The sequence below is a fragment of the Dactylosporangium cerinum genome, assembly GCF_042653625.1.
Classification (GTDB): domain Bacteria; phylum Actinomycetota; class Actinomycetes; order Mycobacteriales; family Micromonosporaceae; genus Dactylosporangium; species Dactylosporangium cerinum.
This window is the reverse complement of record NZ_JBHSIU010000093.1, coordinates 21,826-37,029: the sequence shown is the minus strand read 5'-3', so window position 1 is coordinate 37,029 and position 15,204 is coordinate 21,826. Positions and strand designations below refer to the sequence as shown.

General features: G+C 71.6%; 16 protein-coding genes. 9 read left to right on the top strand and 7 right to left on the bottom strand.

The genetic code is table 11. The features are described from left to right. From ACFPIJ_RS51355 to tkt, 3 genes are all read right to left on the bottom strand, one after another. On the bottom strand, positions 1–194 hold a 194-nt coding region (locus ACFPIJ_RS51355), incomplete at its 3' end, for a hypothetical protein (protein WP_380126815.1). Between the two features lie 51 nt (positions 195–245). Continuing rightward, positions 246–1,355: a transaldolase gene (gene tal / locus ACFPIJ_RS51350; RefSeq protein ID WP_380126814.1), complete on the bottom strand. Its 1,110-nt coding sequence runs from the start codon at positions 1,353–1,355 to the stop codon at positions 246–248. Positions 1,356–1,407: 52 nt separating this feature from the next. Then, entirely contained in the window at positions 1,408–3,564 is a 2,157-nt protein-coding gene (gene tkt / locus ACFPIJ_RS51345) for a transketolase (protein ID WP_380126813.1), read from the bottom strand. A 479-nt stretch (positions 3,565–4,043) separates the two neighbouring features. Here tkt and ACFPIJ_RS51340 point away from each other — a divergent pair, with 479 nt between their 5' ends. From ACFPIJ_RS51340 to ACFPIJ_RS51315, 6 genes are all read left to right on the top strand, one after another. Then, a complete protein-coding gene (locus ACFPIJ_RS51340; RefSeq protein ID WP_380126811.1) occupies positions 4,044–5,045 on the top strand; it encodes a heme o synthase in 1,002 nt (333 codons plus the stop codon). Between the two features lie 301 nt (positions 5,046–5,346). Beyond that, positions 5,347–5,670, top strand: coding sequence for a hypothetical protein (locus ACFPIJ_RS51335; RefSeq protein ID WP_203851073.1), 324 nt, complete (start codon positions 5,347–5,349; stop codon positions 5,668–5,670). A 24-nt stretch (positions 5,671–5,694) separates the two neighbouring features. Further along, positions 5,695–6,621, top strand: coding sequence for an ATP-grasp domain-containing protein (locus ACFPIJ_RS51330; protein ID WP_380126819.1), 927 nt, complete (start codon positions 5,695–5,697; stop codon positions 6,619–6,621). Continuing rightward, positions 6,618–7,454 carry an undecaprenyl-diphosphate phosphatase gene (locus tag ACFPIJ_RS51325; RefSeq protein WP_380126810.1) on the top strand — a complete coding sequence of 279 codons (837 nt, stop codon included), beginning with the start codon at positions 6,618–6,620 and terminating at the stop codon, positions 7,452–7,454. Before ACFPIJ_RS51330 ends, ACFPIJ_RS51325 begins: the two co-directional genes overlap by 4 nt. 43 nt (positions 7,455–7,497) lie before the next feature. Continuing rightward, positions 7,498–8,187, top strand: coding sequence for a hypothetical protein (locus tag ACFPIJ_RS51320; protein ID WP_380126809.1), 690 nt, complete (start codon positions 7,498–7,500; stop codon positions 8,185–8,187). 19 nt (positions 8,188–8,206) lie between these two features. Beyond that, positions 8,207–8,959 (top strand): TIGR03089 family protein, encoded by a 753-nt coding sequence (locus tag ACFPIJ_RS51315; protein ID WP_380126808.1) that lies wholly within the window; start codon positions 8,207–8,209, stop codon positions 8,957–8,959. Positions 8,960–8,998: 39 nt separating this feature from the next. Here the strand turns inward: ACFPIJ_RS51315 and ACFPIJ_RS51310 are convergent, their stop codons facing one another. The 4 genes from ACFPIJ_RS51310 to ACFPIJ_RS51295 form a co-directional block, all read right to left on the bottom strand. After that, on the bottom strand, positions 8,999–9,796 hold the full coding sequence (locus tag ACFPIJ_RS51310) for an IclR family transcriptional regulator domain-containing protein (RefSeq protein ID WP_380126806.1): 798 nt from the start codon (positions 9,794–9,796) through the stop codon (positions 8,999–9,001). Next, positions 9,796–10,947: a 3-carboxy-cis,cis-muconate cycloisomerase gene (gene pcaB / locus ACFPIJ_RS51305; RefSeq protein WP_380126805.1), complete on the bottom strand. Its 1,152-nt coding sequence runs from the start codon at positions 10,945–10,947 to the stop codon at positions 9,796–9,798. The genes ACFPIJ_RS51310 and pcaB overlap by 1 nt, the downstream gene beginning before the upstream one ends. Before the next feature lie 80 nt (positions 10,948–11,027). Continuing rightward, positions 11,028–11,780, bottom strand: coding sequence for a CoA-transferase subunit beta (locus tag ACFPIJ_RS51300; RefSeq protein ID WP_380126804.1), 753 nt, complete (start codon positions 11,778–11,780; stop codon positions 11,028–11,030). Further along, positions 11,777–12,568: a CoA transferase subunit A gene (locus ACFPIJ_RS51295; RefSeq protein ID WP_380126803.1), complete on the bottom strand. Its 792-nt coding sequence runs from the start codon at positions 12,566–12,568 to the stop codon at positions 11,777–11,779. Before ACFPIJ_RS51295 ends, ACFPIJ_RS51300 begins: the two co-directional genes overlap by 4 nt. Positions 12,569–12,728: 160 nt before the next feature. Between ACFPIJ_RS51295 and ACFPIJ_RS51290 the strand changes: the two genes are divergently transcribed. From ACFPIJ_RS51290 to ACFPIJ_RS51280, 3 genes are read left to right on the top strand one after another with little or no spacing between them, the layout of a single operon-like run. Then, complete coding sequence (locus ACFPIJ_RS51290) at positions 12,729–13,709, top strand: ABC transporter substrate-binding protein (protein WP_380126801.1); 981 nt, start codon at positions 12,729–12,731, stop codon at positions 13,707–13,709. Continuing rightward, positions 13,706–14,455, top strand: a complete 750-nt coding sequence (locus tag ACFPIJ_RS51285) for an ABC transporter permease (protein ID WP_380126800.1) — start codon at positions 13,706–13,708, stop codon at positions 14,453–14,455. The genes ACFPIJ_RS51290 and ACFPIJ_RS51285 overlap by 4 nt, the downstream gene beginning before the upstream one ends. Then, the gene (locus ACFPIJ_RS51280; protein ID WP_380126799.1) at positions 14,452–15,204 is read left to right on the top strand and encodes an ABC transporter permease; all 753 of its coding nucleotides are present in this window, start codon (positions 14,452–14,454) and stop codon (positions 15,202–15,204) included. Before ACFPIJ_RS51285 ends, ACFPIJ_RS51280 begins: the two co-directional genes overlap by 4 nt.

The following is a 15,204-nucleotide window of genomic DNA, read 5'->3' as shown; positions in this document are numbered from 1 at the left end:
CCGCCGGCGAGGACGATGTGGTCGAGGCCGAGGGCCCGCAGCTCCGTGCGGAGCGCGGTGACCCGCGGCACCACGTCGTAGTCGGGGGACCAGTCGGGCAGGACGGTGCGGGTGTCGATCTCACCGGCGACGGCCGCGGCACCGAACACCGTGAGTCCGGCCGCCGCGGTGACGTCGTCGAGAAGATCAGGCACCCGCACCCCCTGAAGATGACCTGCAAGATCACCAGACTACAAAAACGTGCCTTACTTGGCGGCCTCGAGCGCGGACTTCACGGTCTCGATCATCTCGTTGCCGCTGACGCTGAACTTCTCGACGCCTTCGCGCTCGAGGACCTGCACGACGTCGTCGTAGTCGATGCCGATCGCGGCGAGGGAGTCCATGACCTGCTGGGCCTCCGCGTAGGAGCCGGTGATCGCGTCGAGGCGGACCTCGCCGTGGTCGGCGAACGCGTGGATGACCGACTCGGGCATGGTGTTGACCGTGCCCGGCGCGACCAGCTCCTCGACGTAGATGACGTCGCGGTATTCGGGGTTCTTCGTCGAGGTCGACGCCCACAGCGGTCGCTGCGGATGGGCGCCGGCGTCGGCGAGGACCTGCCAGCGCTCCGAGGAGAACAGCTCCTCGTACTTCTGGTACGCGAGCTTCGCGTTGGCGATCGCGGCCTTGCCCTTGAGCGCCTTCGCCTCGTCGGTGCCGATCTTGTCGAGGCGCTTGTCGTATTCGGAGTCGACGCGCGACACGAAGAACGACGCGACCGAGCCGATCTTGGACAGGTCGTGGCCGTTGGCCTTGGCCTGCTCGATGCCGGCGAAGAACGCGTTCATGACCGCTTCATAGCGCTCCAGGGAGAAGATCAGGGTCACGTTGACGCTGATGCCCTCGGCCAGCACGGCGGTGATCGCCGGCAGGCCTTCCCGGGTCGCGGGGATCTTGATGAACAGGTTGTCGCGGTCGACGAGCCACCACAGCGCCTTCGCCTCGGCGACGGTGCGGGCGGTGTCGGCCGCGAGGCCTGGGTCGACCTCGATGGAGACCCGGCCGTCGACGCCCTTGCTGGCGTCGGCGGCGGGTTTCATGACGTCGCAGGCCCAGCGCACGTCATAGGTCATGAGCGCGCGCATCGCCTCGTTGACCTGCGCGTCGCGCAGGGCGAGGTCCTTGACGTGGTCGGCGTAGTCCTCGGCCGAGGTCAGCGCCTTGGCGAAGATGGTGGGGTTGGTGGTGACGCCCACGACGTGCTGCTCACGGCGCAGCTTGTCGAGGCCGCCGGTGCTCAGCCGCGCCCGGGAGAGGTCGTCGAGCCAGACCGCCACACCCGCGGCGGAGAGCTCGGCCAGCCGATCGGAACTCATCGCAGTGCTCCTCTAACTCAGTCTCTAGTTGGCCGCTCTGGTTTGCCCCGCGTCAGGTGCCGGTGGTGGTGCCGATGATCTCGCCGACCTTGGCGAGCGAGGCGTGCGCGGCCGCGACGACCTTGTCGACGGTGAAGCCGAACTGCTCGAACAGCACGGTGTGGGGGGCGCTCGCGCCGTAGTGCTCGATGCTCACGGCCACGCCGTGGTCGCCGAGGATGTGCTGCCACGACATGGCGATGCCGGCCTCGACGGTGACCTTGGCCTTGACCCCGGTCGGCAGGACCTGCTGGCGGTAGGCCAGGTCCTGCTCCATGAACCATTCCTGGCAGGGCATCGACACGACCCGGGTCGGGGTGCCCTCCTCCTCCAGGCGCCGCTGGGCGCCGACGGCGAGCTGCACCTCGGAGCCGGTGGCGATGATGATCACCTTAGGCTGGCCGTTGGAGGCGTCCTTGAGGATGTAGCCGCCCTTGGCGGTGCCTTCGGCCGGCGCGTACTCGGTGCGGTCCAGGGTTGGCAGGTTCTGCCGGCTCAGGGCGAGGGCGACCGGGTGGTCGGTGACCTCCAGGGCCCGCCGCCACGCCCACGCGGTCTCGTTGGCGTCGGCCGGGCGGACCACGGACAGGCCGGGGATCGCGCGCAGCGCGGTCAGGTGCTCCACCGGCTGGTGCGTCGGGCCGTCCTCGCCGAGGCCGATCGAGTCGTGCGTCCACACGTAGACGACGGGGAGCTTCATGATCGCGGCGAGGCGCACCGCGGGCCGCATGTAGTCGGAGAACACGAGGAACGTGCCGCCATAGGGCCGGGTCGGGCCGTGCAGCTTGATGCCGTTGAGGATCGCGCCCATGCCGTGCTCACGGATGCCGAAGTGCAGCGTGCGGCCGTATTCGTTGCCGGGGAACGCCTTCGTGGCGAACTGCGACGGCAGGAACGACGGCTCGCCCTCCATCGTGGTGTTGTTGCTCTCGGCCAGGTCGGCGGAGCCGCCCCACAGCTCCGGCAGGACCGCAGCGAGCGCGCCGAGCGTGTCACCGGAGGCCTTGCGGGTGGCGATGCCCTTCTCACTGGCAGGGAACTCCGGCAGCACCTTGTGCCAGCCGACCGGCAGCTGGCCCGAGAAGAGCCGCTCCAGCAGCGCGGCGCGGTCACCGGCGGTGACCTTCCACGCCTCGAAGTCCTTGTCCCACTCGGCGTGCAGCTCGCGGCCGCGCTCGATCGCACCGCGGGTGTGCGCGAGGACCTCGTCGGACACCTCGAAGGTCTGCTTCGCGTCGAAGCCCAGGATCTGCTTGGTCGCGGCGACCTCGTCGGCGCCGAGCGCCGAGCCGTGGATCTTGCCGGTGTTCTGCTTCTTCGGGGCGGGCCAGCCGATGATCGTGCGCAGCGCGATGAACGACGGGCGGTCCGTCTCGGCCTTCGCGGCCTGGAGCGCGTCCCACAGCGCCTGGACGTCCTCGGCGTAGACGCCGTCGCCCGCGTCGTGGCCGGCGCGCCAGTCGACGGTCTGCACGTGGAAGCCATACGCCTCATACCGCGCGGCGACGTCCTCGCTCTTGGCGACCTTGGTGTCGTCCTCGATCGAGATCTCGTTGTCGTCGTAGATGAGGACGAGGTTGCCCAGCTTCTGGTGGCCGGCGATCGCGCTGGCCTCGTGGCTGATGCCCTCCTCGATGTCGCCGTCGGAGGCCACCACGTAGACGTGGTGGTCGAACAGGCTCTCCCCGACGGCGGGCTCGGGGTCGAACAGGCCGCGCTCGCGGCGGGCCGCCATCGCCATGCCGACCGCGTTGCCGATGCCCTGGCCGAGCGGGCCGGTGGTGGTCTCCACACCGGCGGTGTGCCCGTGCTCGGGGTGCCCCGGGGTGAGCGAGCCCCACTGCCGTAGCGACGCGAGGTCGTCGAGGCTCAGGCCGTAGCCCGAGAGATACAGCTGGATATACAGCGTCAGGCTCGAGTGTCCACAGGAGAGCACGAAGCGGTCGCGGCCGATCCAGTTCGGGTCGGTCGGGTCGTGCCGCATGACCTTCTGGAACAGCAGGTAGGCCGCAGGTGCCAGGCTCATCGCCGTGCCGGGGTGGCCGTTGCCGGACTTCTCGACGGCGTCCATGGCGAGGACCCGCACCGTGTCGACCGCTCGCCGGTCGACGTCGGACCAGGAAAGCCCCGACGGGGAAACCTCAGGACCCTTGACCTCTTCAGCGCTCACGGCTGTGCTGCTCCTGTCGAACGAGGGATAGCAGGGCTGTTCAGATCGACCCTACCCACGAACGGGTAGCCCCACGCGCAGTCGACCACGTTTCGGACATCGGCGACTCTGCCAGAGATGCTGCCTGCGGCAACGGTAGTCGATGGCCGCATGGTCGTTCACCGCTGCGCGACTGCGCGGATGTGTGATGTCCGCAGCAAACCTGGATTGGTTCAGCCCTGCGCGAAACTTTTGCTGCGACGGTACGGCGACCCGCCGCGCACCCGCCACCCGGCCGCCGTCCGCCCGTCGAACGGAGGCGCCCGCCGATGTGGTGGGGTCCCGCTCTGGCCTGCGTTGATCCTGTTCTAGGATGCGAGAGCCCGCCGGTCTCGGCGGGACCCTCGGTTCCGCCCTACCCCTGCCGCGCCGTCATCCGGCCGCGGCCGGTGCGGCAGGTGGGCCAGGTGCGGCCGATGCCGGAAGGTGGCTATCCAGACGTGACGCAGCTCGTCGACCGTGCGTCGGTCCCCCAGGGCGCGGCGGCGGATGTTTCGCGGCCGGTCCGCCCGACCTCGGCAGCGGCACTGGCCCGGGCCCAGCAGGAGCAGGCGGCCGGTCGCAGGGCCGGGTTCGGCGCCGTGGTCAAGGCCTATGTCTCACTGACCAAGCCCCGGATCGTCGAGCTGCTGCTCATCACGACCGTCCCGGCGATGCTCCTCGCGGAGCGCGGCGTGCCGTCGCTGTGGCTGATCGCGGTGGTGCTGATCGGCGGCTCCCTGGCCGCCGGCGCCGCCAACGCGCTCAACTGCTACATCGACCGCGACATCGACCCGTTGATGAAGCGGACCTCGCGCCGTCCCCTCGCCACGCACAGCATCACGCCGCGGGCGGTGCTGATCTTCGGGCTGACCCTGGCCGCGTTGTCCACGGTGCTGATGGCGACGTTCACCAACCTCTTGGCGACGCTGCTCACCGTCGGCGCCATCGCCTACTACGACCTCGTCTACACGCTGTGGCTGAAGCGCACCACTCCGCAGAACACGGTCTGGGGCGGCGCGTGCGGCGCGGCGCCGGTGCTGATCGGCTGGGCCGCGGTCACCGGCGGGCTGGCCTGGCCGGCGTGGGTCATGTTCGCGGTCGTCTTCCTGTGGCAGCCGCCGCACTTCTACGCCCTGGCGATCAAGTTCAAGGACGACTACGCCCGCGCCGGCATCCCCATGCTGCCGGTCGTGGCGAGCATGCGCCGGGTCGGTCTGGAGACGGTGATCTACAGCTGGCTGACGGTGGCCGCCTCGGTGGCGCTGTGGCCGTTCGGGATGACGGTCGTCTACGGGGTCGTCGCGGTCGTCGTGGGCGCGTTGTTGCTGCTGGAGGCCCACCGGCTGGACGGCCGGGCACGTCGCGGCGAGCCGCTCAAGCCGATGCGGCTGTTCCACTGGTCGGTCACGTATCTCACGCTGCTGTGCGTGGCGATCGGAGTAGACGTCTTCATCCAGTGATTTCGTTGCACCCCGAGCCGTATCAGATCCGCATCGGGGGGCGACTTGATCTCTGCGAAATGCCGACCTAAGCAGGACTTAACCCGGAAACGCCCGAATTTTTGGCACACCGCGCGTCGGCCTACTTGACGTGATGCATGTCTCTCGTTCGGTCATGAAAACAGGCGCCTGAATATCCGGTTTTAACTCGTTCTGTCAGGGCAAAACGAACCCCAGATGAACTAAACCTGTCAGTAACTACGGTCACACCAGGACCGTGGTTGACCCACGAGTGGCCGGTTACCCCTTTAGTGTGGCCGTCATGGCAGATGGTTCCGATACGACGATGACCCTGAGCCGCCCGGTGCCGGGCAGCCTGATCTCCGGCATCAAGTCCTTCGCGGACGACCACGGCGGCGCCAAGGCAGTCATCGAGTACGTCGGCCGGCGCGGTGCCCGCATCGTGCTCGTCGGGGAGGACGGCGTCTGGGGCGACCAGATGGCCGAAGGCACTGACATTGCACGATCCGCCTGCGTGCAGGCCGGTGTGAAGATCGAGAACGGCTGGGAGCGCGAGCTGCTCGAGCAGATGCGGCCCAGCAACGACCTCTGGCGCTCCATGGGGCGGCGTGTCCTTTCCCGCTGAGGTCGGTATCTTCGCTGCGTGATCATCGAACAGTCATATTCCGCGACCCGGGCCGGTGCCCGGGTCGCTCTCGTTACCTGCGCCGAACTGCCCGACCTCGACCCCGACGACCAGAGCCTGGTGCCGGCGCTCGCCGCCGCGGGCATCTCCGCCGTCCCCGCCGTCTGGGACGACCCCACCGTCGACTGGTCCGGGTATGACCTCGCCGTGGTGCGCAACACCTGGGACTACCCGAGACGCCGGGCCGAGTTCACCGCCTGGGCCGGATCCGTCCCGCAGCTCGCCAACCCGGCCGACGTCATCGCCTGGAACACCGACAAGCGGTACCTGCGCGAACTCGCCGAGGCCGGCATCCCGATCGTCCCCACGACCTGGATCGACCCCGGTGACCCGGTCGACCTGCGCAAGGACGGCGAGGTCCACGGCGAGATTCACAGCGAGATCGTGGTCAAGCCGGCCGTGAGCGTCGGCAGCGTCGACACCGGCCGCTACCGGCTGCCCGAGCAGGAAGACCTCGCGATCGCGCACGTGCGGCGGCTGCAGGCCGCCGGGCGGCTGGTCATGGTGCAGCCGTACCTCGCCGACGTCGACACCGCCGGTGAGACGGCCCTGCTGTTCATCGGGGGCGCGTTCAGCCACGCGATCCGCAAGGGCCCGATCCTCACCGGCCCCGACGAGGGCGTCGACACCCTGTACCAGGAGGAATCCATCACGCCGAGAACGCCGTCGCCGGCCGAGCACGCCCTCGCCGAACGGGTCCTGACCGCCCTGCCGTTCGACCGGTCCGCGCTGCTCTACGCCCGCGTCGACCTGCTGCCGACCCCCTCCGGCGACCCGGTCGTCATCGAGGTCGAGCTGACCGAGCCGTCGCTGTTCCTGACCACCGCCGCCGGTGCCCCCGACCGGCTCGCCGCCGCGATCGCCGGCCTGCTGCCCGCGGGTCGCCCGTGAACATCTTCGAGGCGGTCCTCCTCGGCTTCGTCGAGGGTCTGACCGAGTTCCTGCCGATCTCCAGCACCGGCCACCTCACCATCCTGGAGAAGCTCCTCGGCTACTCGATCGACGACCCCGACATCACCGCGTTCACGGCGATCATCCAGACCGGCGCCGTCCTGGCGACCGCGATCTACCTGCGCCGCGACATCGCCCGGATCGTCCCCGCGTTCTTCCGCGGGCTGTTCGACAAGACCCGCCGCGACAATGCCGACTACCGCTTCGCCTGGTCGGTGATCCTCGGTTCGATCCCCGTCGCGGTCATCGGCCTGCTGTTCAAGGACCAGATCGAGACCACGCTGCGCAGCCTCTGGTTCGTCGGCGGCGCGCTCATCGCGTTCTCCGGCGTCATGTGGTTCGCCGACCGGGCCGCCACGCAGCAGCGCCACGAGGCCGACGTGACGTGGAAGGACACCCTCGTCATCGGCACCGCCCAGGCCCTCGCCCTGATCCCCGGCATCTCCCGCTCCGGCGCGACGATGTCGGCGGGCCTGCTGCGCGACTTCGACCGGGTCACCGTCACCAGGCTGTCGTTCTTCCTGTCCATCCCCGCGCTGCTCGCCGCCGGGGTCCTGCAGATCGCCGACGAGCACGACAACATCGCCACCGGCGTGGGCTGGCCCGCCACGATCACCGCGACCCTCGTCAGCGGCATCGTCGGCTACCTGGCCGTCGCGTGGCTGCTGAAGTTCGTGGCGCGGCACACCTACACCGTCTTCATCGTGTACCGGGTCGCCCTCGGCACCCTCCTGCTCGTCCTCGTCGGCACCGGCACGATCGAAGCCACCTGAGACCGGCCCTCAACCCGCGCTCCGGGCCGCCGATGTACCTCATGTGAAACGGCGGCTCGGCGCGGCGCTCGTCCTGGCTGCGGCACTGCTGGCCGGCGTCGCCGGGTGCAGCGTGCTGCCCGGCCTCGGCGGAACGGGGGCCGGCACCGGCACGGGGGCCGGCACGGGGGCCGGCACGGGGGCCGGCACGGGGGCCGGCACGGGGGCCGGCACAGGGGCGAAGAAGGACGGCAAGGTGCTCGACCTGCCGCAGAAGACGGTGTACTCGAAGGGCGACGCCGTCGACCCGTCCGCCGGGATGACCACCGGCGCGCCGGTCCGCGGCCCCCTCGCGTCGATCTCGCCGCTGCCGAAGGTCAGCCGCAGCTACCCCACGCCGAGCATGAGCCCGACCGAGTGCATCGGCGTGGTCCGCCCCGGCGTCATCAACGGCGCGTCGGTGGTCCCGGGCACCACGTCCGCGACCGTCAGCTGGTGGAACGTCGGCGATCCCAACCTCGTCGAGTACCAGCTGACGTGGATGTCGCAGGAGCTGCTGATCGGGCCGCAGCCGGGATGGACGTGGCAGTCGGTGCCGGCGGGGAAGGGCTGCACGCGGGTCACGGCGACGGTCACCGGGCTGATCTCGCAGACCCCGTACGTCTTCGTCGTGCACGCGCTGCTGAAGAAGTACGAGTCGCTGCCGCCCAAGGCACCGGAGATCGCCCGCTCCGAATCCGTGCGGATGCTCTGACCCCCGCTACCGTGGTCGGGTGCGTGACGTTCCCCAATTGGTCCGGCCCGCCGGCGTGGCCGGCATCGACCTGCCGCTGCTCACCCACTACGACCCGGACGGCCGGCGCACCGCGCTGACCGCGGCCGAGCTCGGTGGCTGGGCCGCCCGCACCGCCGGCCTGCTGCACGACTGCGGCCTGGGCTCCGGCAGCCGCGCCGCGGTCCTGCTGCCGCCGCACTGGCGCACCGCCGCCGCCCTGCTCGGCACCTGGTCACTGGGGGTGGCGGTGTCGTTCCACCTGGCCGCGACCGCGGGGCTGCCGGCCATCGGCCCGGACGCGGGTGTGCCGTTCGACGTGGTGTTCGCCGCCCGGGAGCGGCTCGGCTCCTGGCTGGAGGACATCCCCGACGCCCCGCACCGGTTCGTCTTCGGGGCGGAACCGGACCGTGACCCGCGGGACGTCATCGGCTGGCGCGACTTCGAGGCGGAGGCAGCGCGGCACCCGATGGACGTGCCGGCGCCCGCGCTGGTGCGGACCGGGTCGGCGGCCAGCGGCGACGGCACCACCTACGGGCAGTGGGGCAGCATCGCCCGGGAGATCGCCGAGCGGCAGGACCTGCGTGCCGGCGACCGGATCGTCATCGACGCCACCGAGCACGAGCACCCGGTGAAGTGGCTCCTGGCCCCGCTGTCCGTCGGCGCGTCGATCATCCTGTGCACGGACCCGGCCCGCCTCGACGAGATCGCCGCCGCCGAGCAGGCCACCCGCGTGTTCGGGCGGCCCGCCTAGAGGATCAGCGGCGGGCCCGCCCAGGGGATCAGCAGCTGGTCAGAAGCGGCGGGCCGGCAGGTCGGCCTCGATCCGGGCGGCGGTGGCGACCAGCGGCGGCACGAGGGTGCGCCGGATGGACTCGATCGAGTTGCGGCTCGCCGCGGCGGAGATGTTCAGCGCCGCCACGGTCCGGCCGGTCCGGTCCCGGATCGGCGCGGCGACGGACCGCAGCCCCTCCTCCAGCTCCTGATCGACGAGCGCCCAGCCCTGCGACCGGGCCCGGTTGATCTCGGTGAGCAGGGCGGCCGTGGTGGTGACGGTGCGGGCGGTCAGCCGTTCCAGGCGGACCTTCGCCAGGTACGCGTCGAGGTCCTCCGGGGGCAGCCCGGCGAGCATGACCCGCCCCATCGACGTCGCGTACGCCGGGAAACGGGTGCCGACGCTGATCGCCACCGTCATGATCCGGGACGTGGGCACCCGGGCGACGTAGACGATGTCGTCGCCGTCGAGGACGGACACCGACGAGGACTCGTTCACCTCGGCGACGAGGGACTCCAGGTGGGGTTCGGCGACGGCGGGCAGCGACAGGCCCGACAGGTAGGCGTATCCGAGCTCGAGGACCCGCGGGGTGAGGGAGAACTGCCGGCCGTCGCTGCGCACATAGCCGAGCTCGCTGAGGGTCAGCAGGAACCGCCGCGCGGCGGCCCGGGTGACGCCGGTCGCGGCGGCGACCTCGGTGAGGGTCAGCTCCGGCCGGGCGGCGTTGAAGGCCCTGATGACGGCGAGCCCGCGCTCGAGGGACTGCACGAAGTCCGGGCCGCGCTCGCTGCCGGGTTCCATGCTGCCGGGTGCCATCACGGGCCTTTCGCGTGCGCCTGGAGTGCTCGGTCCACCAGTACACCAGCAGCGTCGGGGGACTCATCAGACCGGGTGCTGCGGCTGAGGTTGGCGCGCATGACGTCGGGGTGCACGAGCAGCCGTTCGAGGGCCGCCCGGAGCCACGCGGCCGCGGAGCCGGTGCAGACGAGCAGTTCGCGCAGCGGCCGCCACTCCGCGTGCCAGGCCCCGGCGGCGCGTTCGTGTTCGTGCGCCATCGCGGCGAGGAGGCTGGCGACCAGGCCCGGCGCCGAGCCGGCGCTGCCGAGGGCGCAGACGGCGGCGACCGGGTTGCGTTTGTGCGGCATCGCCGACGAGCCGCCGGGGCTGCTGTCGGAGGCCTCGTCGACCTCGTCCTGCGCCATGAGGGTCAGGTCCCGGGCGACCTTCGCGACGATCCCGGCGGCGGCGCCGAGGGCACCGGCGAGGTCGGCGACCCGGGTGCGTTCGGTGTGCCAGGGCAGGACCGGTTCGGTGAGGCCGAGGAGCGTGGCGAGGCCCTCGACGACGTCGGGCCCGTCGTCGCCGAACGGGGCGAGGGTGCCGGCGGCGCCGCCGAACTGCACCGCGAGCCGCTCGCGCCGGACCTGTTCCAGGCGCCAGCGGGCGGCGTCGAGGCCGCTGAGCCAGCCGGCGGCCTTCAGCCCGAACGTGGTCGGCACCGCCTGCCGCAGCAGCGTCCGGCCGATCATGCGGGTGTCGCGGTGCTCGCGGGCGAGGCGGGCGGCCAGCTCCGCGCACGCGGCGAGGTCGGCCAGCAGCGGCCGCAGCGCCTGCGACGCGACCAGCATCCCGGCGGTGTCGAGGATGTCCTGGCTGGTGGCGCCGAGGTGGACGGACGGGCCGGCCGGGCCGGCGAGCGCCCGCAGCGTCTCGACCAGGGGCACGACGGGGTTGCCGCTGGCGGCGGCGCGGGCGCCGAGGTCGGCCGGGTCGAAGTGCTCGGGCCGGGCGCACCCGGCGATCGCGTCGGCGTCCGCCTGCGGGATCAGCCCGCTGAACGCCTGCACCTGCGCGAGGGCGGCCTCGACCTGGAGCATCGCGGTCAGCCACGCGTCGTCGCCGACGGCCGCGGCGACCTCGCCGCGGGCCAGGACGCCGTCGAACAAGCTGGAGGTATGCGGTTTCATGCTCGCCCTGACGGTGGGGTGTGGGACCGGTCCGACTCTATCGAGCTGCCCGCCGGTGATCCCCGACATCGCCGGATGTGTCACGGTGCTGCTCCTTTCGTCAGCGTCCGCAGCGCCGCGAGCTCCACCGCGCTCGGCGGCGGGGTGTGCGCCAGGTCCGGTGCGACGGCCAGGTCCCAGCCGGTCGCGGCGCGGGCCCGCTCGACGGTGACCCCGGGGTGCAGGTGGGTCAGCCGCAGCGCGCACGTCGCCGGGTCGGGGGCGAGGATCCCGAGGTCGGTGATGACCAGCACCGGCCCGCGGCCCGGCAGCCCCAGCGCGGCGCGGCTGCCGGGGCCGTCGCCGTAGCCGACGGAGGTGCGGAAGGCGACCCGCGGCACGAACGTCCGGCTGGTCTGGCGGAGCACCACGTACACCTCCCGGCACGACGCGGCGATCTCCGGTGCGCCGCCGGCACCGGGCAGCCGGACCGTCGGTGTGTCGTACGCGCCGATGACCGTCGTGTTGATGTTGGCGTGCTCGTCGATCTGGGCGGCGCCGAGGAACCCGACGTCGATGCGCCCCGGCTGGAGCCAGTAGTTGAACATCTCGGGCACGCTGACGACGGTGTCGGCGGTCTCGGCGAGCTCGCCGTCGCCGATCGACAGCGGCGGCCGGGTCGGCCGGGCCCCGATCGCGCCGGACTCGTAGACGAGCACCAGGTCGGGGCTGCCGGTGCGGCGGGCGAGGTTGGCCGCGACGCTCGGCAGGCCGATGCCGACGAAGCACGCGGTGCGCCCCCGCAGCGCCCTGGCGGCGGCGACGGTCATCATGTCGTCTGCGGAGAAGCTCACAGCCGCTCCAACCAGGCCGTGAACGCCGCGCGGTCGCGGCTGACGGCGTCCCAGGCCCGGTACGCGTCGTTGTCGCGGTCGTAGTACCCCTGTGCGTAGGACGGGCGGGCACCACCCGGCACGGCGGCGACGGCGGTGACGACCCAGGACGGCAGGACGACGGCGCCGGGGCGCGGGTCGAGGGTGTCGACGATCTCCTCGACCGTGACGAGGCTGCGGCGGGCGGCGAGGACGGCCTCCTTCTGCACACCGGTGATGCCCCACAGCTGCACGTTGCCGCGCCGGTCGGCGCGCTGGGCGTGGATGACGGTCACGTCGGGGTTGAGGGCCGGCACGGCGGTGAGGACCTCGCCGGTGAACGGGCACGCGATCGGCTTGACGACGGTGTGCGCCGGCAGGTCGGTGCCGTGATACCCGCGCAGGACGGCGAACGGCAGGCCCGACGCGCCGGCGACGTAGCGGTTGGCCATGCCGGCGTGGCTGTGCTCCTCGAGCTCCAGGGGGAGGGGCCACTGCCGCTCGACCGCGTCGCGGAAGCGGTGCAGCGAACCGACGCCGGGGTTGCCGCCCCAGGAGAAGACCAGCTTGCGGGCGCAGCCGGCGCCGATCAGCTGGTCGTACACGACGTCGGGCGTCATGCGGACCAGCGTGAGGTCGCGGCGACCCTGCCGGATGATCTCGTGCCCCGCGGCGACGGGGATGAGGTGGGTGAAGCCCTCGAGGGCCACGGTGTCGCCGTCGCGGACGAGCGCGGCGACCGCCTCGGGCAGCGCCATCAGTTCGGCCACGCCCACCCCTTTGCCAAAAGTTCGCACAGCGAACAGAAGTTCTTAGAACGGAAGCCTAGGAACCTTGCGCGGCGGCCGTCAAGCGTTCTACGGTCGGCACCAGGTTCGACCAACGCACAGAAGTTCGTCATCCGAACACCCCCTTCCGGATGGAGCCTCGATGCGCCGCCTCGCCGCCATACCCCTGTCCGCCGCGTTGCTGCTCGCCGCCGCCGGCTGCGGCGGCAACTCCGGCACCCCCACTCCGACCCCCGCCGCGCCAGGCCAACAACAGGGCCGGCCCGACAAGGTCGCCGCCGGGGTCATCGCCATCGTCGACGTCGCCCCGATCTACCTCGGCAAACAGAAGGGCTTCTTCAGCGGCCGCAACATCGACCTCGACCTGCAGACCAGCCAGGGCGGCGCGGCGATCGTGCCCGGCGTGGTCAGCGGCCAGTTCCAGTTCGGGTTCAGCAACGTGACGTCGCTGATCCTGGCGAAGTCGCGCGGGCTGCCGATCAAGATGGTCAGCAACGGCGTCGCCTCGACCGGCAAGGACGGCGCCGACTTCGGCGGCGTGCTCGTCAAGGCCGACAGCCCGATCCGGTCCGCGAAGGACCTGGCCGGCAGAACCGTCGCCGTCAACACGCTGAAGAACATCGGCGACACCACCGTGCGCGCCTCGGTCCGCAAGGCCGGCGGAGACCCCGCGTCGGTGAAGTTCGTCGAGCTCGCCTTCCCCGACCAGCCGGCCGCCCTCGCCGCCGGCCGGGTCGACGCGATCTGGGTCGTCGAGCCGTTCGTCACCGCCGCGAAGGCCCAGGGCGCCCGGCTCGTCGCCTCCAACTACGTCGACGCCGCCCCCGATCTCACCGTCGCGGCGTACTTCACCTCGCAGGAGCTCATCGCGAGGAACCCCGACCTGGTCAAACGGTTCAAGGAGGCGATGGCCGAATCCCTCGCGTACGCCGCCGCGCACCCCGACGAGGTCCGCGCGGTCATCGGCACCTACACCCAGATCGCCGCCGACGTGACCGTGAAGATCACCCTGCCGGCCTGGCCCGCGGAGATCAACAAGGCGTCGGTGCAGACCCTGACCGACCTCGCCGTCCAGGACAAGCTCCTGGACAAGGCCCCAGCGCTGGGCGATCTGCTGCCGTGAGGGGCCTGCTCGGTGCCGCCGGGTTCGTGGCGCTGCTCGAGGCGGCGCCACGGCTCGGCCTCGTCCCGGCCGCGTACCTGCCACCGGCCAGCCGCATCGCCGCGGCACTCGCCGAGCAGGTGCGCCACGTCGCATTCTGGGTCGCGCTGCTGGACACCCTGCAGACGTGGGCGTCCGGGCTGGCCGTCGCCGTCGTCTGCGGGGTCGCGGCCGGGATACTCATCGGCTCGGTGCCGCTGCTGCGGGAGCTGACCTCCTCGACGGTGGAGTTCCTGCGGCCGATCCCGTCCGTCGCGCTGATCCCCCTCGCGGTGCTGCTGTACGGCACCGGCCGCACGGCGACGCTGCTGCTGGTCGTGTACGCGTCGTTCTGGCAGGTGCTCGTCCAGGTCCTGCACGGCGTCGCCGACGTCGACCCGGTCGCCCGCGACACGGCCCGCAGCCTGCACCTGTCGCCGTGGCAGCGGCTGCGGACGCTGGTGTGGCCGACGGCGCTGCCGTACACGGTCACCGGGATCCGGCTGGCCACCTCGGTCGCGCTGATCCTGACCATCACCGGCGAACTCATCATCGGCACCCCCGGCCTCGGCAAGGAGATCGCGGTCGCGCAGAGCAGCGGCGCCGTCCCCGCGATGTACGCCCTGGTCGTGGTCACCGGCCTGCTCGGCGTCGCGGTCAACCTCGCCACCAGGTCGGGGGAGCGGCGGCTGCTGCGCTGGCACCCGTCCCAGCGGGTGGCGGTGTGAAACTTCTCAAGGTCCTCGCGCTGCCAGCGGTCCTGTTCGCCGGCTGGTGGGTCCTGTCCGCCGGCTCGACGGACTTCTACCGGCCGCCGCTGCGCACCATCCTGGTCGCGTTCGCCGACACCTGGTTCGGCCCGCGGATCACCGACGACGTGCTGCCGAGCCTCGCCCGGCTCGGCGCCGGCTACGCCGTCGCGCTGGTCCTCGGCGTCGCCGCCGGCGTCGTCATCGGCCGGCACCCGGCGGTGCGCGAGACGGTCGAGCCGGTCCTGGAGTTCATGCGGGCGATCCCGCCGCCGGTGCTGGTGCCGATCCTGATCCTGGTCGCCGGGATCGGCGACCTGATGAAGGTCCTCGTCATCGTGTCCGGCTGCGTGTGGCCGATCCTGCTCAACACGGTCGAGGGGGTGCGCGCCGTCGACGGGGTGCTCGCCGACACCTGCGCGGTCTACCGCGTCCCGCCGGTGCGGCGGATGGTGCTGCGGGCCGCCTCGCCGCAGATCGTGACCGGCGCCCGTCAGGCCCTGTCGATCGGCGTGATCCTCATGGTGATCAGCGAGATGTTCGCCGCGCAGAGCGGGCTCGGGTTCACCGTCGTGCAGTTCCAGCGCGGGTTCCAGATCCCCGAGATGTGGAGCGGCGTGCTGCTGCTCGGCCTGCTCGGCGTCGCCCTGGCCGCCGGGTTCCGGCTCGTCGAGCGTTCGGTGCTGCGCTGGTACCACGGCCAGCGGGCTGCCGGGAAGCAGCACTGA

Excerpts from the sequence above, each read along its gene's own strand:
- tal (WP_380126814.1), bottom strand. The coding sequence starts at position 1,355 with ATGAGTTCCGATCGGCTGGCCGAGCTCTCCGCCGCGGGTGTGGCGGTC.
- ACFPIJ_RS51335 (WP_203851073.1), top strand. The coding sequence starts at position 5,347 with ATGGCAGATGGTTCCGATACGACGATGACCCTGAGCCGCCCGGTGCCG.
- ACFPIJ_RS51310 (WP_380126806.1), bottom strand. The coding sequence starts at position 9,796 with ATGGCACCCGGCAGCATGGAACCCGGCAGCGAGCGCGGCCCGGACTTC.
- pcaB (WP_380126805.1), bottom strand. The coding sequence starts at position 10,947 with ATGAAACCGCATACCTCCAGCTTGTTCGACGGCGTCCTGGCCCGCGGC.
- ACFPIJ_RS51290 (WP_380126801.1), top strand. The coding sequence starts at position 12,729 with ATGCGCCGCCTCGCCGCCATACCCCTGTCCGCCGCGTTGCTGCTCGCC.